Raw genomic sequence first — 22,451 nt, 5'->3', positions numbered from 1 at the left:
AGTGAAGACTTATAATGACACACATTTACTCCATGGTGGGGATTATAATCCGGAACAATGGTTGAATCACCCTGAAATCTTGAAAAAAGATTTTGAGTTGATGGATAAAGCACATGTCAATACCGTAACTGTAGGGATCTTTTCATGGAGTACATTAGAACCAGAAGAAGGGGTTTATCACTTTGAGTGGTTAGATAAAGTATTTGAAGAGATGCACAAACGTCAAGGACGTGTGATTTTAGCCACACCAAGTGGTGGACGCCCTCAATGGTTGAGTGAAAAATATCCAGAAGTGAATCGAACGAATGCAAAAGGACAAAAGCATCATCATGGTTTTCGCCATAACCATTGTTACACATCAACTGTTTATCGGGAAAAAGTCCAGCAAATCAATCGCCGTTTAGCTGAACGATATGGTGACCATCCGGCATTATTGCTGTGGCATATCAGTAATGAATACTCCGGAGAATGCTACTGTCCACTTTGTGCAGCCAAATGGCGTGAGTGGGTCAAAACGAAATATCAAACCTTAGAAGCAGTGAATGACGCTTGGTGGATGACATTTTGGAGTAATGATTATTCCAGTTGGTCCCAAGTTGTGCCGCCTTCACCTCTTGGAGAACATAAAGTGCATGGCATGGATCTAGACTGGAAACGATTTGTGACAGATCGGACGATCGATTTCTTTTTACATGAAATCGAACCGATTAGAGAAATCACACCAGCTATTCCAGTAACGACTAATTTTATGGCAGAAGGCCAGGACCAGCATGACTTTATTCCCCTGGAAGGACTTGATTATTCTCGATTTGCAGAAGTTGTTGATATCGTCAGTTGGGATAGCTACCCCGACTGGCATAACCCGTACGAACCTTTACATGTGACCGCCATGAAATCAGCTTACGTCCACGATCAATATCGTTCATTGAAGAAACAACCATTTCTCGTGATGGAATCGACGCCTAGTTACGTGAATTGGCACGCATTCAACAAGGCGAAGAAGCCAGGAATGCACCTGCTAAGTGGGATGCAACAACTGGCACATGGGTCAGATAGCACACTCTATTTTCAATGGCGGCAATCACTAGGCAATTCCGAAAAATTCCACGGGGCGGTGGTCGAACATGACAATTCAGAAAACAATCGAGTCTTCCAAGAAGTAGCGGCTTACGGAAAACGATTAGACACTTTGTCTTCGATCAAAGGTACACAAACAGAGGCAAAAGTCGCTATTTTATTTGACTGGGAAAGCAATTGGGCATTAAAAAGAGGCGGTGGTTTTGGTCGTCCAACTCGTCGTTATATCCAAACACTACAAGAACATTACCGATTCTTTTGGGAAAGAGATATAGCTGTTGATATTTTGACGCCAAATCAAGACTTCTCTAATTATGCCTTAGTCGTTGCACCAATGCTCTATTTGATGCGTGAAGAAACGATGGTTAAACTCTCAGAATATGTGACAAAAGGTGGCACCTTGATTGGTAGCTATTTTACCGGAATGGTCAATGAACATGATCGGTTACATCTTGGAGAATGGCCACAAGTTTTGCAAACACTTTTTGGTGTCTTGCCAAAAGAGCTTGACACGCTTTATCCAGGAGAACACAATCAAATCCTTTATAAGGAACAAACATATCAAACAAAAGACTATTGTGGCATCGTCAACGAAACGACAGGAAAGGTGAGAGCTACTTACAAACAAGATTTTTATGCTGAAACGCCAGCTCTAGTTGAAAATCAATTAGGCGAGGGAACTGCCTATTACTTAGCAGCTCGTACCGATCTCGATTTTCTAGAAGTGTTTTACCAGCCAATCATCGAAAAATTACAGTTGCAGCAAGGAATCGTTAAGAGTTCAAATCCAAAAATTTCGATTCAATCGCGAACCGATGGGACACACTGCTATTACTTTCTAATGAATTTTTCTGAGGAGAGGCAACAGCTTGAGTTGCTTGATCCTCACTTGGATATCGAAACAAATCAAACGCTTACTGGTATCCAAACGTTTGCACCTTACGAAGTGAAAATTCTAAGGAAAGAAAATTAATACGAATGTTCCCGCCTTTATGTTTTGACAGTTATTTTATTCTTGTTGTAGGATAGAGACAGAGCAACAAGGAGGACGAGAAACATGACAAATTATGATGGAGAAAAAGAAAAACGTTTAAGAGGTTCCATGGCGCCTAAAACAGATGATGAAGTTGCGTTAGCTGGAACTAATTCAGGTGAAACAACAGATAAAGAAGAGGCGTTAGCTGGAACCAACTCCGGTGAAGAAAAAGAAGTCGCGATGTCTGGTTCAAACGCAGTGGAAGAAGAGTCCGAGCATCCAACAAAAAAACATCATTTGAAGGATGAACTAGAAGAAGTGGTAGAAGAAGCGAAAGAAAAATTTGACGCTTTTAAAACGAAACACAAAGAATAAGTAAAAAAAGAACTTGTATCCGCGTGAGCCATGTTGAAGGCTTACAGATGCAAGTTCTTTTCTATTTTTTCAAAATAAGCAAAAAAAAGTTTTTTTAAAATCATCCTTTCATTATAAACTATGATTGCTTATTGTATGTCTAAAGGAGGTGAAAAATAGTGATTGGTCAAACAGACATGATTCAATTAATCACAAAATATTTTGTCAATAACACATCTATGATCATTGGTATCACAAGTTTTGTTATTGTTTTATGTGTTTTTATTTCTGTAAAAATGGTCGCACAACCAAAAATGGGGAAACCATCTAAACAAGCACTTGCCAAAAGTCGGTATAAAAAGACTAAGTAAGTACTGGAGCAAAGAGGAGTAGGGGGAAAAAATGGGAATGTACTGGGTTTTAACATTTATTGCGCAACAACAGGAAAATTTTCCATCAGCTAGTCAAGCAGGTAAGCTTGCTGCCTTTCTTATGTCATTTATTATTCAGTTTGGCTTTTCAGGCTTTTTCACGGTTTACTTACTTGTCGTGATTATTTGGCAAATATTCAAATATATAAAAAGGGTGACTCGTAAAGACCGCAGACACTTCAAAAAAGAAGTTGCGGCTTCTTATAAAGTCCAAGAAGAAAGAGTGAAGAGCAATATAGAAAAAGAAAATGCCCGAGCAAGTAGACAAAGAGATGTCTTTGAGCCATGGCACCAGAATGAGGAGCAAGAAGATTGAGGGATTTTATTTTGTATCAGTTGCATCGATTATTCAATACAAATACATATCGGGAAATGCTATTCCAACGAATCAACGAAGCCATCTATTCGACTTATCATGCTACAAACTATCCCAAGTATACTGGTGAAAATGAAATGGAACGGTTAGCTAACAAACTCAAGCGCAGTGAAAGAAGAAAAAACTGGTTCCCTAAACTTGGTGATCCACTCTATAAAAAACCTTCTTCAAGAATTTATGTCGAAGATCTACAACTAAAAATTTCTCCTATTCGTTTGGAAGGGGTTCCTAATCTTAGTCATATCTCACGACAATTCAGTACCAGTTCCTTACCTAAGGAACACCAAGCTTATCAAACAACAAAACCTGAACCTATGCCTTTACAATCAAAAGTTACAAACCTTTCACCGCAAATGAGCACTTCCGCAAAAACAAAGAATCCATCAATTAATGGCTTGTCCACTTCTCGTAAAGAAATACCAAGAGTGAGAAGAACACAATCCGATCATGGACGTTATTGATTTTCTATAAAAAATTATTATAGTATATATAATTTCTATATTATTGAAAAATGATAGCAACCGATTTATAATTTTCATGAAAATAACAAAGAACGGATGAAAGGTGTGTTAGACATGAAAAAAACAAGTCGTAAAGTTGTAATCGTAGGTACAGGATTTGTCGGTACAAGTATTGCTTATGCGATGATCAATCAAGGTGTTGCCAATGAACTTGTCTTAATCGATGTCAACCAAGAAAAAGCCGAAGGAGAAGCTTTAGACTTACTAGATGGAATGGCATGGGGCGAAAAGAACGTTTCCGTATGGTCTGGCACGTATGAAGAATGTAAAGATGCAAATCTAGTGATCTTAACTGCTGGCGTGAACCAAAAACCTGGTCAAACTCGCTTAGATCTAGTGAAAACAAATGCAGCGATCACTCGTCAAATCGTTAAAGAAGTCATGGCTTCAGGTTTTGATGGTATCTTCGTTGTTGCTTCAAACCCAGTCGATATTTTAACTTACTTAACATGGCAAGAATCCGGCTTACCAGCTTCAAGAGTGGTAGGAACTGGAACAACTTTAGATACAACTCGTTTCAGAAAAGAAATTGCTTTGAAACTTGCAGTTGATCCACGTAGCGTACATGGTTATATCTTAGGTGAGCATGGGGATTCAGAAGTAGCTGCTTGGTCACATACTACAGTCGGTGGTAAACCAATCATGGAATATGTTGAGAAAGATCATCGTTTAGAAGAAAATGATTTAACAGTACTTGCTGACAAAGTAAAAAATGCAGCTTATGAAATCATTGACCGTAAAAAAGCAACTTATTACGGTATCGGTATGAGTACGACTCGAATCGTCAAAGCCATTCTAAATAATGAACAAGCTGTACTACCAGTTTCAGCTTACTTAAATGGCGAGTATGGTGAAGAAGATATCTTTACTGGTGTGCCATCGATCGTTGATGAAAATGGGGTAAGAGAAATCATTGACCTATCGATCACACCTCAAGAAAAATCAATGTTCCATCAATCAGTCAGTGAATTAAAAGCCGTACTTGATACTGTACGCTAACATCAGCAATGAAATAAACAAAAAACGGGAAAATCGGGAAATAGCAAACTATCATTTCCGATTATTCCCGTTTTTTTTGATGATAGAAGAGTATATAGAAAAGAAAGGAGAATTTATGGGTATAGCTATTGTTAATGAAAAAATAATGCCTTTGGTTGGTATTGCACTATTATTATGGTTTATGATTCTCAGTTTGTTGCTTGTATCTTTACTATGGAAGAATAAGAAAGCAACGTACAGCTGGGATAAAAAAGGAGCCAAGGTCGTTCCGTTATTTCTTGCGGTTGTTTTACATATTCTATTTGGCGTATTTATCGGGATTATTTTTTATCATATTTCTGTGATCCGTTTTTAGTGAATTATAGGAACATTTGAATGGAGAAGAGGGCAGTCGTAGATAGAGAAAAAAGAGTCTATAGAGCTTAGACTCTTACAATTTGTTGAATTTATCAACGATTTTCTTCTTCTCCATTGCGATTTTTTCTAAGTCTAAAATCGCTTTCTTTGCACGCATCAGCTCGATCATTTCAATCATATCTTGTTCATTGGCTTCATTTAATATGTACTGTTTGATTTTTTCTTTCTCTAGTTTGACAATTTTCATTTTTTATCACCTCAGTTATTATTCTATAGATAACATATCACATTAAACTTGGCCTAAGAGAACCAAAAAAGTGATTTTCTAGGAAAATAAGGAACTTAAATAGCTAAGTTATTTAAAGTAATAATAATAGAAAAAGATCGTTAAATTGATCGTTAAGATACGATTCATGAATAAACATATGGAATTAGCAAAACATATTATTAGAATGGCTGATATAGATTAGTTGATGATAAATACATAAATTGACGAAGTCATAAAAAATTCTTGAGTCCAACTTAAATCTGATGACAGAACGTCAATCTAATTTTTTGTAGATTGCAGGAACATAGATTTAAAATCATTGGTTTCTAGTAAATGAGTAATGAATAACTAGTCAGAGAAAATAAATCAAGTGCAAAATAATTTTAAAATTTTGCAGAAGGGTCAAAAATCGGTTTTGTGGTAAAATTCGGATTAATTCAGGTTGATAACGGTTCATACTTCATTTGAATCTACTTTGTATAATATATATTATGTAAACTAGAATAAATGAAAAATGATTACCTTTATAATTCCTCGTTCTAACCTCTTATACTAGTCATAAATTCCCATAATTCTCTAGTTTTTTTGTTATCTGTATTTATTTTTATCATTTGCGCTTTTTTAAGTCATTTTAAGAAAAGTTCGTCCGTAGCTTCGGGAAAAATAAACTACAGACGAACAAAATTAAACTTAACTAAGAGAAAATCATTCAGTTAATTCTTTAAAACAGATGTGTCCATTTTTTCACTTCGATATAGGCTACTGGAATAAAAGATAAACCAAGAACCCATAGCCAGTTGGAAAGTCCAATCGTAACAAATCCAAAGGTATGTTGTGTCAGAGGGATTGTCACTAATAAGACAATAATCAATGCACCAATTGCTGTAGTTAAGACTAACAATGGATTGCCAAAAAATTTTAATCGTAAAATAGATACTTCACTGCGACAATTATACATATGGCTGATCGTGGATAACCCTAGGACAATAAATGTCATTGTTTCAGCAATCGCTACTGATTGTGTACGACCAATAACTATAGCCAATAATGTGACGACGGTAAACACAACAGAGATTTCAAGGATCTTAAAGGTCAATCCTTGTGAAAAAATACTGTCGTATTTATGGATCGGTTGTTTTTCCATATTTTTTCCCTCTGCAGGTTCGACACTTAAACTAAAACCAGGGATGCCATCTGCGACTACTTTGATGATCAATAATTGGATCGCTGTGACTGGCGCCCCCCAACCTAAGATCAAAGAAATCAATACGATCGTTAAAGCTGAAATATTACAACCTAACATGGCATATAGAGATTTACGGATATTTTGATACACTCTTCGCCCCTCTTCTACCGCTTGGACGATCGTTGCAAAATGATCATCTACTAAAACCATGTCAGAAGCTTCCTTCGCCACTTCCGTTCCACTCCCCATAGCAATGCCGACGTCCGCTGCTTTTAATGCCGGAGCGTCGTTCACTCCGTCCCCCGTCATGGCGACGATTTCGTCATTTTGTTGAAAAGCTTTAACGATTCGTATCTTGTCCTCAGTTGACGTTCGAGCAAACACTCGATACCTATCGATCGTTTCGGCTAACTGTTTATCACTCATTCTTTTCAGTTCTGCCCCTGTCATTGCCCGGTCTCCTTCTCCCATTATCCCTACTTCTTTAGCAATACGTGAAGCTGTTAATAAATGATCGCCAGTGATCATAACGGTTTTAATTCCTGCTTTTTTGGCTACTTCCACCGCTTTTGCTGCTTCTTTTCTCGCTGGATCGATGATGCCGATAAAGCCGGCAAATGTCAGCTCCTCCTCTAATTCTTCCTCTGATAGTTCTTCGATTGATTGTTGGAATACCTTGTAAGCTACCCCTAATACACGGTACGCTTGATCAGCAAGTTGATCATGTTCTGCTTGATAATCTTCGCTTAGATTCACCAAGTGTAGTCGATCGAATGCTCCTTTTGTGACTGATAGATATTCTTTTCCAATACGATAGACCACAGTCATACGTTTTCTTTTTGAATCAAAGGGCAATTCTTTGATTTTTTCCAAATCTGAAAGATGTTCCTGTAATTCCTTCTCTGAAAAGCGATTATTTACAGCTTTTTGAATCGCTAACTCCGTGGGGTTGCTCCCTCCTTCGTTCTCAGAAAACGCACTCGCAAGATAAAACAGCAAAAGTAGATTTTTTTCCTTGTCTTTAGTGAAGTCTAAAAGAGTAGGTATTTCTATTAATGGAGCGATTTTTTTCACAGACATTTTGTTTTCAGTGATCGTACCGGTTTTATCTGAGCAAATCACAGAAACGCCACCTACTGTTTCAACCGTTGATGGTGTCCGAACAATGGTTTTCTTAACTGCCATATTCCCCATACCTACAGCTAGAGAAATGGTTACGACAACAGGTAATACTTCTGGTATTGCTGCAACTGCCATTGAAATTGCAGTCATGATACTTGATTCTAGGCTCAAACCTTTTACTAAACCAATTACAATTGCCAAGAAACCAGCAGTGATTGCGACTAGCCCTAGCACTTTACCCAGTCTTTGCATTTTGATTTGCAGTGGTGCGACATGCGTTCCTTCATTCGTGATCAAATGAGAGATTTTTCCGATTTCTGTAGCATTGCCAGTTTTTTCAACTAAGACTGTCGCTTTACCTGTCACGACTAATGCACCAGAAAATACTAGATCTTTACGATCACTCAATCCTTCATTATCAGTAGGTTGATAAGAAGCGTCTTTTTCACTCGGTTCACTTTCTCCAGTCAAAAATGATTCGTCAACAAAGAAATTAGTACTTGTAATTACTTTCGCGTCAGCAGGGACACGATCACCCAATTTAAGTTGTACAATATCACCAGGAACGATCTCAGAGCTGTTGATTTCTTTAACGGAACTTTCTCTCAAGACACAGCTAGATGGCGTACTCATTTTTTTCAGTTGATCCATTGATTTTTCCGCACTTTTTTGTTGCCGTATCGATAAATAAAGATTTAATAGGACAATTGAAAAGATGACAATTGGTTCTGTAAAATCGTCCGGATGTGTTTGATAAGCAATAACCGTAGATAGTCCTGTGGCAACAAGTAAAATCAAAATCGTGATATCTTTCATTGCTTCTTTGAAATAAACAATAAAAGATTTAGTTGACTGAGTGTCAATCGAGTTTACACCGTAGTATTCTAATCGATCGTTTGCTTCTTGTTCCGTTAATCCTTTTTGTCTATCTGTCTGTAAGTTTTCTATTAATCCTTTTTGTCTATCTGTCTGTAAGTTTTCTATTTTCATTCTGCCTATTCCCTCCCAAAACAAAAAGGAGCCAGGCAAACGAACCATTAAAGCCTACGGTTCGTTTGTCTGACTCCTACAAGATCGTTCCGGCGAACGCTCTTAAGTCATAAATTTTTTATGAAGTTATTATTTCACAGTTCAAGCAATGGGTCAAGGGAGAAGTTGATAAAAGAATGTCCCTCTGAGTACAAAGTAAATTGACCCTTCCGTTCATTTGTATTACGATAAATAAACACGATAGAAAAGGAGCCTTATCCGATGCTGATCCGAGAAATCAAACCACAAGATGATCCAATCATCAAAGAAATTATTCAAACTTCCCTAGAATCACTTGATTTAGCGATTGAAGGAACTGCCTATTTCGACCCACAATTAGACCATTTAACAGACTATTACCATACTCTCCCTTGTGCTGCTTATTGGGTGGTGGAACTAGAAAATAAAGTAGTTGGTGGAATCGGTATTGCCCCTTTTGACGCGCAAAACCAGATATGTGAACTACAAAAATTGTACTTAGCCCCAGAAGCAAAAGGTTTAGGAATTGCCAACCAATTGATGGAAACAGCATTGTCTTATGCCACTCAACATTACCGTCAATGCTATTTAGAAACGATGCGTTCATTAAAGCCTGCTTGTAAACTGTATGAAAAGTTCGGCTTTCACTTGATAGCTGATCCACTAGCAGGTTCTGAACACTCGACGATGGACGCTTGGTATATCAAAGAATTGAAAAAAGACGGCGAATAAGGAAATTTTTCTCTTATCGTCGTCTTTTTTTATCTATTTATATGAACTGTTGAATAAACTGCGTAATCACCGGTAAGAAATAAACAACACCCGCCGCAGCTAATACGAAAAGCAACTGTTTCCGTTGTTTCTTTCTTTTCAGTAGACTACTCGTTGTATGCAACAAGTATGTGCCACTCTTGGCTGCTGCGGTCAAAGTTGTCAAAATGACCGTCGGTGAGTAGCCAGTCGGATGTTTTGTAATAGCTAATAATTTGGTTCCATATTCTGGATATGCGATGACCGCTTGATATAGCGCAACCACCGTTAACAACCCCATCACATAATTCAAAAGCGAATTGATTTTTTTCACGTACAAGTACTCCTCTAACAATGATTCCTTTAGTATTTTTTGGTTTAGGTATTTTAACTTTTCGGAATATATATACCTACTCTTGTTTTTCCATCCAAGGAAATGAAAAGCCGATCGTTAAATCTTCTTTCAAAATTAGGACAGCATCAAACTTTCCTTTTTTCCCCGTGAAACCTTTGACCACTTTACTAGTCTTTCCCTTTGATAGCAACTCTCTGATATTCGTTTTAGTCAATTTCTTCTTAGCAATCGTAGGCCATAATTTAAAATCACATTCCTTGTTCGTACATGTCGCGATTTTTGGATACAACATCACAATGCCTTTTTTACATTTCGGACAACGCCCGACTTGGTCATTCTTCTTCTCCATTGCTTCGATTTGCATCAATCCGCTTTGCTCTTCAGACAAGTCGACTGTTTTTACTTGTTCTGGGACGACTTCTAATAAATGCAGAATAAATTTTTTGATATTTTCTAAAAAGACTTCCGGCGTTCCTTGCCGTTCACCGATTTTTTTCAAATAGCTTTCCCACCGTGCCGTCATCTCAGCGCTTGTCAGTAAAGATTCTCCTGCTACTGCTTTACACAAAGTGATGCCTTTAGCAGTCACTTGAATATCATTTTTATTGACTTCGATATAGTGCCTTTGTTTCAAGTTTTCAATAATGCTCGCGCGGGTAGCTTCCGTTCCGATCCCTTCCACTTCTTTCAGAATCTCTTGCGCTTCTTCATCGTCTAAGGTCTTTCCTGCGGTTTTCATCGCAGTGATCAGCGTTCCCTCATTGTAGGGCTTAGGCGGTTGAGTCTCTTTCTCAAGGCTTCTCAGATCAACAGTCACTACCTCTTGTTCACTAACTTTAGGCAAAAGCTGACCATCTGATTTTTTCTTGCTTTTTACGGTCAAAATTTGTTGCCAGCCTTCTGCAATTGGACGTTTCCCGACACTTTTTAAACGCAATCGTTCCACTCCTGTAAGGATCACGGTTTCTTCATAGCGATAATTTTCTGCAAACATTGCTAAAGTCGTACGCATCACCTGCAAATAGATCGCTTGCTCCAGTCGGGAAAGCTTCGCAAAACGTTCCTTCGTCGGTATCGTTTTGGTTGGAATGATCGCATGATGCTCTTGGACTTTTTTTGCATCCACATATCGTTTTTTAGGAAATGTTTCTGGTGTCGCTACCTCTGTGATCCCTAAAAACGCTTTATAGCGATCAAGATTTTGGACAAGATACTGGTGTTCGCTTTCTGTAATGTAAAAAGAATCTGTTCGAGGATAACTCAAAAACTTACTTTCGTACAAACCTTGAACTGCATCAAGTGTGGCTTTCGCACTGACTTTCATCAGTTGATTCATTTTCGATTGCAAATTAGACAAAGAAAACAAACGTGGACTACTTTGTTGTTTTTCTTTTTTTGTTACTTGTAAGATCGTTCCTTGTTGTTTCCCTAAATGCGCACCTTTTCCCTCAATCGCAGCAACTAATTCGTTCGCAGTCTTAAAGGTTTGTTTCGGCTCGATTTTACCGACAAACTGCCCATGTTGACTTTTGATCTGCGCTTCTCCTTCGAAATAAGGCTCTTTTTTAAACTTCCTGATTTCTTCTTGTAACTGGTAGATCATATAAAGCGTTGGTGTTTGCACACGCCCTAAGGAGAAGCTCCCAGAGATTCCTTTTTGTTGCAGCAGCAAACTATACAGTGGACTGCCATTCATCCCGATCAGCCAATCCGCATGTTGACGTGCTTGTGCTTCTTTGTATTTTGGATAAAATTGTTCCGCAGGTTTCAGTTGTTTGAACCCTTGATATATCGCTTCTTTTTCTAATGAATTGATCCATAAGCGAAAGTACTGTTTTTGCTTCGTAAATGCGTTAGCTTGCTGAATGATCGACCAAGCAATCGCTTCACCTTCACGGTCACTATCTGTTGCGATAATGATCGTATCAGCTGCTTGTAATTGTCGTTTAACGATCGCAAATTGGGCCCGCTTCTCTGGAGGGACCGTATATTTAAACTGATCTGGAAATATCGGCAAGTTGGGCAATGACCACTTAGCCCAGCGTTCTTCATACTCTCCAGGAGGAACCATTTCCACTAAATGACCAAACCCGTAAGTGATCGTTACTTCACCTGTGAATAGTGGATCGCTGACTTCAAAATAACCTTCCTGCTTTTTCCTTTTTTTGAACGTTTCCGCATACGCTTTTGCTTGAGAAGGCTTTTCAGCAAGTATCACTGTTTTCATGTTTTCCCTCCTCTTCTTGATAAAATAAGAATTCTTTAACAGTTTACCAAATGGCTTTCAAAAAGAATAGCGAAAAAATTGAAGATGTTTTTGTTGAATGGAAAAAAGCGTTACAAAAAAATAACTATAATCACCTAAAGAAGAACATTTATCTTTTTATTATTATCATACTGTTATTTTTAAATAAGGGTATAAACATTGATAAAAGAACAGCAAGGCTTAACATATAATTAGTATTTACAAAGAAAATAACTATATAAAAAAATGAGTTTTTTTATAATTATAATTTTAAATAAACTTGAAGTTTGTTGTTATATTTTGGAAAATATAATTAAGCAACCTACGACACAAATAAGGAGGTTTTTGGTAGTTGAACTGTTGGTAGTCACTTAAGCCATTTGATAAAAAGGAGTAAAAAATGAAAAAATTTTATCGCCTATTACTTGTTGGTCTGTTGCTCGCACCTTTTGCCACTTTGCCACTTGATGTCCACGCCCAAGAAGCGATTGCTAGCGAAATCACCCAACCTGACGAAACCATCGTTCCGATCGATACCACCTCAGCGATTCCTTCGTCCGCAGAACCACAAAATGCAGCAGTTGCCTTAAACGTTTTTAATGGAATCAGCATGTCTGCTTATGCATCTGGTTTATCAGGTAGTACACTTAGCGCTGGCTTACTGTCGACCGCCGCCTCTGCTGTTCTTGCTCCCGCTCTGCTAGGAATTGGTCTAGGGGTCGGTTTTTATCAGCTCGGTGCCTCTTTAGGCGTCGCAACAGCTGATTTAGCGAAAACAAACAGTGGCTTATTTGAATCGATCGGTAGCAGTGCCTCCACTCAAAATGAACTGAACGCTTTTGCAATGTCTGGAATCGATTCGACAACAAATACCTACAATTTCTCCGCAGCCTTACAAAACCGCTACGCACAAGATGTAACAAGCAATGCGTTGATGCGTGAGTACTTGACTGGCGAGAGCGACCACGGAATCTTTACTTTCAGCGTCAGTGACCGTGTTGAACTTTATCGTCGCTACATCAACTACACCATCCCTTGGACACTACGGGAACAAGCAGCGGTGGTGGGACGTAACACGTCACTAGCCGATTCTCTCTCCCAGAATGAGTTTTTCGTTTTAGAAAGCATCCAGTATGGCGAATCCGTTCGTGGTGCAGATGATGCCATCTTGAACATCACCGGTTCTTCTTACTACGGCTATGATTTCCCAGAACCTTTTAACTATCAAGTCAAGCTTGATACGAGCATCTCTACGCTCTTAACAGAGATCACAACAAAAGAACAATTGCTCGACTACGTCCAAGCAACCACACCATTTGAATTTGGGGTCGTCAATGAACCTTCTAAAGCCTTAGCTATTGAAACTGCCCAAGAAATGGCTGTCGCATATGATGAACGAACCAGCCAAATCAGCCAAAGTTTAAGCGACGCCTTAGCTCCAAACAACAATGGATTAGACTTTGACCCTTCTGGAATGATCGCGACACTATACGGTGCGGCAGTCGTATTGGATCGTGCTGGAAACTTCATCTATGCTCAAACGCAACAAGCCGTTCCAGCGCATTTAGTTGGAGCGATTGAGTTTTCTTATAGTGAAGAGTCAATACCTTATGATAATGCTCTTACGATTGACGGTAGGCGAGGGACATTTGATCCAGAAACAGGAAGTATAATCAATGAAGGCACAAATGAAACTTTAATTGCTTCAGCATTAGGGGACTGGACCATTGCCAGTTACAATACTTTGGTAGCTGAACTACGTAAATATGATGATAACGAAGATGCCTGGTATACTCCCATCGACTTAATCTATGATGAGTACTTTGCTCATGGCGGCAAAGGTCATACGATTACAGATCATGTTATTCAAAATTGGGACACCCTATTTACAAGGATGGAAGCAACTCCCACTTTAGAATATACTTCAAGTTTTCATAATGCTCTCCAAGCTTTATTAATAATCAACTATGCCGTTTGGACAGCAAAACATGAAAATTTATTAGCCGGAGATAAAGGATTCGACTTAGGTTATTGCAATTTCCCAGAAAACAGCAATACGATTTCTTATCGATCCTATGGTATATTGTCTTTAGGGCAATCTCTCGGTATTGGTTTATCAAAAACCACAATACCTAATCAATTTGATCGGCATGAACACATCCCTTATGCAAAGGTCATGATCCGAAAGACCAAACAAGCAGTTCGAAAAAATAGAAAATATTTTATTGTTACTGCATTTCCTGATTTAGAAAGAACGATTGAAGGGTGGACACCTAGTTGATAGAAGTTCGTTAGAAAATAATCAGAAAAAGGTGGATTTAAAGATTCATCTTTTTCTAATTTAACCTTCCGATTTCTCAAACACTGGAGGTTTAAGAAATTGAGTGACATAAAGGAGGAAAATAGATGGAACTACTAGAAAAAGAAACGCTGACCTGTTGGAGAATTGATAAAAAAAGTATTCCAAATCATGTTAATTATGGTTTTTTTTATGAAAATAATTACCTAGGAATTAACAGTCACCAGCAAGCCGTATTAGGATATCTAGAATTTTTAAATCGAATTGTACAATGTAATTACTGGGCATCAGACCTCAGAGCAAAAACTGGGTATCCTATAAGCAGAGAACAATTCAACGAATATTTCTACTCAATAAAAGCCAACCCACTCATCTATATCAAGCGAGATCCCGATTACTTAAGTTGGGAAACAGCCCCAATTTATGTCAATAAAAAAATGATGAAGGCAGAAGAAGTCAATCCCGATATTCTATTTAAAAATAGAGGAATCTATGAAAAAACTTTTTTCCCTGAAACTCAAACAATCAAAGTGACTAAAGAGCAATTTTTAGCTCTCAATCAACAATTCTTTCCTGAAAGGGCCCAATTAAAAGTGTACGAGTGGGATACATCCTTTTCCAATCATTATAATCGTGCACGTGATTGTTTCGGTGCCTATTTATGGAGTATTTATGATGAAAAAAGGCACCGTTTTACAGTTATCAGTATACTTTTGGAACCTTAGTAATAAGGGCAACCTGCATTTAAATAAATAAGCATGAGTTTGAATTAGTAAAAAAGAATATAATAGTCAAAAATCCAAAAAATGTTTATCTCTTCATTTATGTACATATGCCAATGAAAGTTTATAAATGACTCTCATTGGCATATTATTTTATTCGATTATTTCATTCAATCAGCTATTGAAATTCCGATCACAGTAAATTTATTTTGCGCTTTGTCATAAATCGTCCATAAAAATCCACCATATAATTCTCTTCCAAAAGAAAAGTAATTTGACCATTCGCTGTTCCATTCATACACCGTTAGCGTTTTTTTGTTAGGAAACAACCAATCATTAAGTTGTATAAAGTGGTTTTTTTACCACCATAACTGTATGGAGGATGAAGAAAAAGAAAGGTATACATAGATTGATAACCACCTGCACTTTTGTTGTCTATTGATATTAACTCCTCGATCGTTGAGAGTTTTCCATACATTAAAGCTGGATTCACTGCATATCTATACTGGAGTTGGTTGCCATATCTAGGTAAACAGTCAAAATAAAGTAATTCAGTATAGTAAATTCCCAGAATATCCCTTTTTTCATTCATCACTCTAATAAATTCAAGTGCTACTTTTCGATGACTAGAGCGTCCTTTATACTCGGTCTCTTCAAAAAAAACATAATCTATCAAAAGACCCTGCACTGGAATGTTTCTCTTGTGGGCATTTTGTTTAAACTCGAATGTTTCTTTTCTCAATAATCTCATGATCGACCTCCTTCTTTCTCAAGTTCCTAAAACTGTGAACTTCTTACTTTCTTCATCGTAAACTGTCCATAAGTAAGCAGCTCCACTCATCTTCTTTATGTAAGAAAAATAATCTGACCAAGTATTGTTCCATTGATAAATAATCAGTTTGGCTCTATTTCCAAAGATATGATTGTTCAATTGAATAAAATCTTTCTCCTCTCCTTTATAAGATGAAGATAATTTAAAGAAAGCAGTGGCATAATCGGAAGTATATTTCTTGTCCGAATCATAGTCTGTAGAAAAGAAAACATTCCCTTCGATTATAAACCCTTGCATCAGTAGTTGATTGATGGAATAAGTTTTTCTCAGATTGACAGGGAAATTTACTCTATCCGTATACTCAATTTTTGTATGTCCTCTCTTTTGATTGATTGCTGTCACAAAGGCAAGTGCTGCTTCTTTGTGACTTTCTTCTCCTTTGTAATTTTCTTTATGGAAGAAGCCGTAAGTAAGTACGAGTTCTTTCATACAGATATTTTTTTCAACCATAGTCAGTACAAATCGATCTGTTTCCTTTTCCAAAAATTTCATCTTTCCCTCCACTAGAAATGTTGTATGTACTCGATAGTATTTTTCACGTAGTATTCAGTACCTCATCGAAGCACCTATCACTGTAAATTTTTCAGTTTCCCTCTCATAGATCGTCCATAAATACGCACCATATTCCTCTCTACCTATTGAAAAATAGTTTGACCAATCATTGTTCCATTGGTAGATTATTAGGTTCTCTTGTACAGGAAATATATACTCATTGGCTTTTAAAAAAATCTCTTCTCGCTGAGGTTTATATATCTGTGAGAGTATGGAATAAGCATAGGAAGATTCATATTTACCATTCTCACATTTAGTAGAGAAAAAGGCAGGGGGCAATACTGATTTCGCATACATCAACTCTGGGTTCACTGCATAGGGATAAGCCAATGCCTTAATAAAAATAGGTAAATCATCAAAACAATGTAATTCTGTTGAATGAACACATGAGTACCCTAGACTTTTTTCATTCATCACCTTTATAAATTCAATCGCTGCTTGTTGATGACTCTCCACATTTCGATAATCCTTCTCTTTAAAGTAGACAAAGTCTAAATTTAAACGTCTTGTAAATAATGCTATCACCTCTAATTTTTGGCTCAATACTTCTGTTTCCTGTAGTAAAAACTCCATATTATATTTTTCTCCTAATCTCATAAAATGCTTGCATTGATCACCGTAAACTTATTTCTTTTAGGATCATAGATCGTCCATATAAAAGCCCCTCTATGCTGTCTGCCATAATGAAAATAATCTGACCAAGTATTATTCCACTCATAAATAATCAGTTGCTCTTTATATGGAAAAAGAATATCGTTCATTTGAATAAAATGGTCTACTTTTCCGAGATAGTTTGAAGACATCTGGAAGAATGCATAAGCATAATTTGAAAGAAACGGTTGTTTAGGTTTCCGAGAAATTGAGAAAAAAACCTCGTGACTTAAACGTCGAGCGGTCATGAGCGTAGGATTTATTGTATATTCTTGTATTCGGTTATCTAAATGTTCCTGCTTATTCCAAGTAATCATAGGATATCTTTTTTTCTGGTTCGCAAACTTAACAAGCTGAATTGCTGCTTGTTGATGACTGCTATCTTCCTCGTAATCTTTCTCATGAAAGAATAGAAAAAGAATCGGGATATTTTTCATTGGGATATTATTCTCCATCATAGTCAAAGGGAATCGATACGTCTCTTCATCTAATAATTTCAAATTGATCTTTCCTTTCTTTTATGTGATGTTTTCTTTTCTATTATGTAGTCAATAAAGCACCAAGCACTGAAAATTGAGTCAAAATCCGATGAATGAAATTTCTCTGCATACATTTCATAATGATCAGTTTTCGGTTTCCCTATGTTTTTATTACCCAATTATTTATTTTTACTAAAGGAAAAAGTACTTTCTTTTTTTATATTTTCATTATTAATGATTCAATTGTTTAACCTACTTATAGGTTTGTTATCCTCTTACCCCTGTTCTGCTAAAAAAATCTCGATGATCGTAAAGATTTGGGTTCTAGGATCATAAACACTCCAAAGATAGGCGCCCCAGCCCACACGCGCATAATTGAAATAATTTGTAAACTCTGAATTCCATGAATAGATGATCAATTTATATTTTAAAGGAAAGAAACGTTCATTTACCAGATTAAATTCTTTCTTAGATAACTTTGTACCATGAAATTCATTAAAAAAAGCTTCCTCATATACCCCACCATCCATAAACAATTCTTCCGCAGTAAGTTCAGTACCTTCCATCATCTCTTCGTTGACTTCAATTGGATAGCCATCTAAGTTTAACGTAGTAGGATCAATTTCTGTGTATGTAATTGAATCAGAATTTAGTTCACGAAATTTCGCTACATACATTTCACGGGTAACAGATTTTCCAGTTTCTTTGCGTTTTTTTGATGACCAAAGATTTGTTCTTATTAAGCGACTTGTATAATTTAAATAAGCCAAAATTGCCTCTTTATGGGTGACCTTTCCTTGGTAATCACTTTCCCTAAAGAACGTATACCCGACGTAATACGGAAAAAGTATATCCCTTTTTTCTTCTAATGCTAATGTTTCTTTTACCAATAATTCCATGTCTTTTCCTCCTCGAAGTTTTATGTATTACATGATACCTATTTCGTCATAGTTATTGTTTTTCTTGAAAATGTTAATCAACAATGATTGTGACTGGATTTGCCTACTAAGTAGGATAAAAATTTAAAAATCTTAATTAAACTCAATCTGTCATAGAAGATCCTATGACAGTCAGTTTATTCGATGCAGTATCGTAAATCGTCCAAAGAAAGGCATCCATCCATTCTCTCCCAGGAGAAAAGTAATTCGACCAATTGTTATTCCAAGCATAAATGATCAACGCACTTTTCTTAGGGAATAATAATTTATTCAAGGAAATAAAATCTTCTTCGTTCCCACTATATGAATGTGGTGGGAAAAGAAATGTTTGTGCATACCAATTTAAATAGCTTCCAGAAGCTGTTTTTTCAACAGAAAAGAAAACATCTGTCTTCATCTGTTTTCCATACATTAACTCTGGATTTACGGCATAACTCAACTTAATTGGGCTACATCGTATGGGTAAGTGATCAAAATAATGTAAATCTGTATATAGAAGACCTGGAATATTTCTTTTTTCATTTATTACTTTGATAAATTCAAGAGCGGCTTTGCGATGACTGGAGTATCCACGATAACCTGTTTCTTCAAAAAATACATAATCGAGTAAAAGTCCATTGATTGGAAATTTTTTTAAATAGAGTTTTTTTTTTAAATGATACGTATCTTCTTTTAATAACTTCATTCTGTCCTCCTCATTCAACTCAATATTGATGCCCCACATACCGTAAATCTTTTTCTTGTTGGATCATAAATCGTCCAAAGGTACGCTCCTTTTCCGGAATGTTTTCCATAAGCGAAATAATCTGACCACGTGTTGTTCCATTGATAAATGACTAATGTTTCCTTCTCGGAAAACAAGTAATTGTTCAGTTCAATGAAATCTTTCTTACTTCCTCTATAAAAAAAAGGAATTTTAAAAAAAGCGTAGGCATAATCTGAAATATAATGACCTTCTAAGTCGCTATGTGTAGAAAAAAAAGTATCGACTGGAATTCTTGTTGCTTCCATTAAATTGAGGTTTATGGAATAGGTTGCGAATATATTGACTGGAAATTCAAGTTTATTCGTATACTCAATTTGATCATGTCCTCTTCTTTGATTGAGGAACGTAACAAATGCCAAAGCTGCTTTTTTGTGACTTTCGTATCCTTGATTATTCTTTTCTTGAAAAAACGCATAGTTGATCGCTAAATCTTTCATCCAAATGTTTTTTTCAACCATGGTCAGTACAAATCGGTTAGTCTCCTTTTCTAAAAATTTCATCCTTGTCTCCTTTAGAAATGTTGTATGTACTCAATAAGTATAATTCGTATACTTTACAAAAAGACCTATTTATCTTTGGATCACCAAACGTATACTTAAATTTCATAATCATCCTCCGAACCTCTAAAAAATTAAACAGAAAACCTAAAAGTTTTTTTAAATAGTTATTTTATATAAATATATTTAAGTAGAATAACCATCTTTATAAGTTTATATTATCGCATGATAAAGAAATCGACAAGTTTTCCCGATTTATTTATCTCGTTTTTTTATAAAGTCATATCTGCGAAATAAAAATTTATTTTTTTAAGAAAAAAAAAGTAAAAAAATAAGCTCAAAAAAAATGTAAAATTGTTAAGAAATTCAATCTGAATAATAAGTGGATTTTTTTGCGGAGGACAAAATGGAGTTATTGGAAAAAGAAACACTATATAGCAATTAAGACATCCACACAAAAAAAGCTTTTCCAGAAGTTATCACCTCCAGAAAAGCCTTTTTTAACAAAACATCAACGATCATTTACTCAAAAATTGTTCAATCTTTTCACGGTTCATTTGTTTATCTAATACGAGGATACTACCCGCATAATCACTTTGACCATAGCTCCAAGTATTATCAGCTGGGACGCTTAAACGGTCGATTCCGCCAGCACCACGTAAGATAGAAAAACTGTTTCTGACTAAAAAAGTCATCGGTACATCGGTGGATGTATAACCGATTGCTTTTCCGGCAGCATATGGCGCGCGGATCAAGTTCAATGGATTTTTTAGTTGTCCAAAAATCGCATCCATTACTTGTTGCTGTCTGCGGACACGACCGAAGTCGCCTTCTTCATCCATACGGAAACGTGCATATTGCAACAGCACATGACCGTCCATACGTTGTTTGCCTTTAGCGATATCAACACCGTCTAGATTCAAGTCTTTTTCAGCATCGATCGACACACCATTCATGAACATGGCATCAATCACTTTTTCAAACGATTTGAAATCGACTTTCATGTAGTATTGACAGTTCAGCCCAAAGTTTTCTAACAAGGTTTGTCGAACTAACTCAGCGCCACCATAAGCATAAGCTGCATTGATTTTATTGTCTCCGACCCCAGGGATCGTCACGAAGCTATCCCGCATGAATGAGATCAATTTGGGTTTACGAGCTGGCCCATCTAATTGTAGAACCATGATCGTATCTGCTCGTCCCGCATCTTCACCCCTTGTATCACTGCCTAAAATCAAAATGTTGTGTGCGCCACTTGTTGATTGGGTGCCGTTGAATGTTTCTGAAGTCGCTGGTTCCAGTGACTGATCATTTTCAGCCACGAACTTGCCGACGAAAAATGAAATCAGTGAAAAGACAAATAAAAATAATAAGATCCCTACTATGATTTTCCACCAAGACCGCTTCTTACGTGGACCTTTGGGCTGTTTCTTTTTAAAGAGTCCTTTTTTCTGGGGTTGTTGTTCTGAATGAACGTGTTCTTCGTAAGGCGTTGAGTATCGAGAATCACTTGGACGTTCTTCATAAGTTTGTTCGTAAGAAGGGATTGCTTCCTCTTCAGGCTCCGCTTGTTTCTTACTTGCGCGTCGCCAAGATAGCGGCGATGACTTTTCTTTGATTGGTTTTGCTTTTTTATGGATGTTCTGATAGCGATCCATCCGACTCATTTGATTTCCTCCCTTTGTTCAACTCAGTAAAATCATACGATACTTCTTAATGAAAAACAGTAAGATCGTTGTAAATTTAACTAAAAGCTAACGAATCCTTTGATATCACGCGTTTCATTCCTTTGAAACGAGTAAAGGTTGGATTTCCTCAATCGGCATGGTCTCGTCTGTCCAAAGCTCAAAGGCAATTGCTCCTTGGTACATCAGCATCCCTAGCCCATTTCGTGTGAGACAGCCGATTGCTTTGGCTTCTTTTAGAAAGCGTGTTTCTTTAGGGGAATAAATCAAATCAAAAACTGCGATTTTCTTATGGAGAAATTGAGGATCAATTGGCATCAACGCTTTTTTTGCGCCCATGCCCATATCGGTACCATTGATCAAAAGGTCCGCATCTTCTAGATCTTTTTTCAACTGTTCAGTATCTGCATAATCTTTGACGATGATAGGACAATTGGTTTGTTCCGCTACTCTCTCAAAATCCGCAACGACACTCGCAAAAGTAGCATTCTTCCGTTTATAGATGACGATTGCTTTTGCTTGATCTAATACCGCTTGAACAACGATTGCTTTCGCTGCGCCACCTGCACCTAGCATGATTATTTTTTTGTTTTTGATTGAGACACCCGCTTCGTGTACTGAACGCAGGAAGCCCATGCCATCCGTATTATAGCCGATCAAGCGGTTGTCTCGATGAACGATGGTATTAACAGCGCCTATCAACTGCGCTTCTTGACTTAATTCATCTAAATAAGGAATAACTGCTGTTTTGTTAGGCATGGAAAGATTGACTCCTAACATATTGAATGTACGAATGCTTTCAACCGCCTGCATAAGATTCGTCTGATCGACTGTGAATGCCAAGTAAACAGCATCGATCGAACGCGCTTGAAAGGCTGTATTATGCATCAATGGAGATAAACTATGGGTAACGGGAGATGCAAAAATCCCTGCTAATCTTGTTTTTCCTGAAATCATGGAACGCCTCCTATAATACGCTAAAAATGCCGCGTCCATTCGTAGAAC

At 37.0% G+C, this 22,451-nt stretch carries 23 protein-coding genes; 10 read left to right on the top strand and 13 right to left on the bottom strand.

The features are described 5' to 3' along the window. Position 1: 1 nt before the first annotated feature. The 7 genes from IGK77_RS07390 to IGK77_RS07360 all read left to right on the top strand — a co-directional run bounded on the left by IGK77_RS07390 (position 2) and on the right by IGK77_RS07360 (position 5,089). A complete protein-coding gene (locus tag IGK77_RS07390; RefSeq protein ID WP_074798988.1) occupies positions 2-2,050 on the top strand; it encodes a beta-galactosidase in 2,049 nt (682 codons plus the stop codon). A gap of 84 nt (positions 2,051-2,134) precedes the next feature. Further along, positions 2,135-2,428, top strand: coding sequence for an rRNA processing protein (locus tag IGK77_RS07385; protein WP_071867036.1), 294 nt, complete (start codon positions 2,135-2,137; stop codon positions 2,426-2,428). 158 nt (positions 2,429-2,586) lie between these two features. Beyond that, complete coding sequence (locus IGK77_RS07380) at positions 2,587-2,778, top strand: hypothetical protein (RefSeq protein WP_074798987.1); 192 nt, start codon at positions 2,587-2,589, stop codon at positions 2,776-2,778. 31 nt (positions 2,779-2,809) lie between these two features. Continuing rightward, positions 2,810-3,154 carry a hypothetical protein gene (locus IGK77_RS07375; protein ID WP_074798986.1) on the top strand — a complete coding sequence of 115 codons (345 nt, stop codon included), beginning with the start codon at positions 2,810-2,812 and terminating at the stop codon, positions 3,152-3,154. Then, a complete protein-coding gene (locus IGK77_RS07370; protein WP_074798985.1) occupies positions 3,151-3,675 on the top strand; it encodes a hypothetical protein in 525 nt (174 codons plus the stop codon). Before IGK77_RS07375 ends, IGK77_RS07370 begins: the two co-directional genes overlap by 4 nt. Before the next feature lie 114 nt (positions 3,676-3,789). Further along, entirely contained in the window at positions 3,790-4,734 is a 945-nt protein-coding gene (locus tag IGK77_RS07365; RefSeq protein WP_074798984.1) for an L-lactate dehydrogenase, read from the top strand. Between the two features lie 115 nt (positions 4,735-4,849). Further along, positions 4,850-5,089: a hypothetical protein gene (locus tag IGK77_RS07360; RefSeq protein WP_272018593.1), complete on the top strand. Its 240-nt coding sequence runs from the start codon at positions 4,850-4,852 to the stop codon at positions 5,087-5,089. 75 nt (positions 5,090-5,164) lie between these two features. Here IGK77_RS07360 and IGK77_RS07355 read toward each other — a convergent pair whose 3' ends face one another. Together IGK77_RS07355 and IGK77_RS07350 are read right to left on the bottom strand one after the other, a co-directional pair. Then, positions 5,165-5,338 (bottom strand): hypothetical protein, encoded by a 174-nt coding sequence (locus tag IGK77_RS07355; RefSeq protein ID WP_010735481.1) that lies wholly within the window; start codon positions 5,336-5,338, stop codon positions 5,165-5,167. A 742-nt stretch (positions 5,339-6,080) separates the two neighbouring features. Next, positions 6,081-8,657: a cation-translocating P-type ATPase gene (locus IGK77_RS07350; protein WP_438713126.1), complete on the bottom strand. Its 2,577-nt coding sequence runs from the start codon at positions 8,655-8,657 to the stop codon at positions 6,081-6,083. 261 nt (positions 8,658-8,918) lie between these two features. Between IGK77_RS07350 and IGK77_RS07345 the strand changes: the two genes are divergently transcribed. Further along, on the top strand, positions 8,919-9,407 hold the full coding sequence (locus tag IGK77_RS07345; RefSeq protein WP_074798981.1) for a GNAT family N-acetyltransferase: 489 nt from the start codon (positions 8,919-8,921) through the stop codon (positions 9,405-9,407). A 37-nt stretch (positions 9,408-9,444) separates the two neighbouring features. On the opposite strand, the gene IGK77_RS07340 is transcribed toward IGK77_RS07345, so the two are convergent. Both IGK77_RS07340 and IGK77_RS07335 read right to left on the bottom strand, forming a co-directional pair. After that, the gene (locus IGK77_RS07340) at positions 9,445-9,759 is read right to left on the bottom strand and encodes a hypothetical protein (protein ID WP_108146511.1); all 315 of its coding nucleotides are present in this window, start codon (positions 9,757-9,759) and stop codon (positions 9,445-9,447) included. Positions 9,760-9,835: 76 nt separating this feature from the next. Further along, entirely contained in the window at positions 9,836-12,007 is a 2,172-nt protein-coding gene (locus IGK77_RS07335; protein WP_438713125.1) for a DNA topoisomerase 3, read from the bottom strand. A gap of 418 nt (positions 12,008-12,425) precedes the next feature. Between IGK77_RS07335 and IGK77_RS07330 the strand changes: the two genes are divergently transcribed. Both IGK77_RS07330 and IGK77_RS07325 read left to right on the top strand, forming a co-directional pair. Then, entirely contained in the window at positions 12,426-14,306 is a 1,881-nt protein-coding gene (locus IGK77_RS07330) for an RNase A-like domain-containing protein (protein ID WP_177187644.1), read from the top strand. A gap of 125 nt (positions 14,307-14,431) precedes the next feature. Then, complete coding sequence (locus tag IGK77_RS07325) at positions 14,432-15,049, top strand: hypothetical protein (RefSeq protein ID WP_074798977.1); 618 nt, start codon at positions 14,432-14,434, stop codon at positions 15,047-15,049. Between the two features lie 301 nt (positions 15,050-15,350). On the opposite strand, the gene IGK77_RS07320 is transcribed toward IGK77_RS07325, so the two are convergent. The 9 genes from IGK77_RS07320 to aroE form a co-directional block, all read right to left on the bottom strand. After that, positions 15,351-15,797 carry a hypothetical protein gene (locus IGK77_RS07320; RefSeq protein ID WP_438713124.1) on the bottom strand — a complete coding sequence of 149 codons (447 nt, stop codon included), beginning with the start codon at positions 15,795-15,797 and terminating at the stop codon, positions 15,351-15,353. A gap of 18 nt (positions 15,798-15,815) precedes the next feature. Next, entirely contained in the window at positions 15,816-16,370 is a 555-nt protein-coding gene (locus IGK77_RS07315) for a hypothetical protein (protein ID WP_074798975.1), read from the bottom strand. Between the two features lie 54 nt (positions 16,371-16,424). Then, a complete protein-coding gene (locus tag IGK77_RS07310) occupies positions 16,425-17,003 on the bottom strand; it encodes a hypothetical protein (protein ID WP_074798974.1) in 579 nt (192 codons plus the stop codon). 20 nt (positions 17,004-17,023) lie between these two features. Continuing rightward, on the bottom strand, positions 17,024-17,581 hold the full coding sequence (locus IGK77_RS07305) for a hypothetical protein (RefSeq protein ID WP_074798973.1): 558 nt from the start codon (positions 17,579-17,581) through the stop codon (positions 17,024-17,026). A 254-nt stretch (positions 17,582-17,835) separates the two neighbouring features. Further along, a complete protein-coding gene (locus tag IGK77_RS07300; protein WP_074798972.1) occupies positions 17,836-18,459 on the bottom strand; it encodes a hypothetical protein in 624 nt (207 codons plus the stop codon). A 142-nt stretch (positions 18,460-18,601) separates the two neighbouring features. Beyond that, positions 18,602-19,183: a hypothetical protein gene (locus tag IGK77_RS07295; RefSeq protein WP_074798971.1), complete on the bottom strand. Its 582-nt coding sequence runs from the start codon at positions 19,181-19,183 to the stop codon at positions 18,602-18,604. A 14-nt stretch (positions 19,184-19,197) separates the two neighbouring features. After that, positions 19,198-19,764, bottom strand: coding sequence for a hypothetical protein (locus IGK77_RS07290; RefSeq protein WP_074798970.1), 567 nt, complete (start codon positions 19,762-19,764; stop codon positions 19,198-19,200). Positions 19,765-20,279: 515 nt separating this feature from the next. Then, positions 20,280-21,428 carry an LCP family protein gene (locus IGK77_RS07285; RefSeq protein ID WP_074798969.1) on the bottom strand — a complete coding sequence of 383 codons (1,149 nt, stop codon included), beginning with the start codon at positions 21,426-21,428 and terminating at the stop codon, positions 20,280-20,282. Between the two features lie 114 nt (positions 21,429-21,542). Then, positions 21,543-22,403 carry a shikimate dehydrogenase gene (aroE, locus tag IGK77_RS07280; protein WP_074798968.1) on the bottom strand — a complete coding sequence of 287 codons (861 nt, stop codon included), beginning with the start codon at positions 22,401-22,403 and terminating at the stop codon, positions 21,543-21,545. Between the last annotated feature and the right edge of the window lie 48 nt (positions 22,404-22,451).

Origin of the sequence: Enterococcus sp. DIV0806c (genome assembly GCF_051710905.1) — a bacterium.
GTDB classification, from domain to species: domain Bacteria; phylum Bacillota; class Bacilli; order Lactobacillales; family Enterococcaceae; genus Enterococcus_B; species Enterococcus_B mundtii.
The sequence above is the reverse complement of the archived record's forward strand: the minus strand, read 5'-3'. Positions and strand labels throughout refer to the sequence as shown.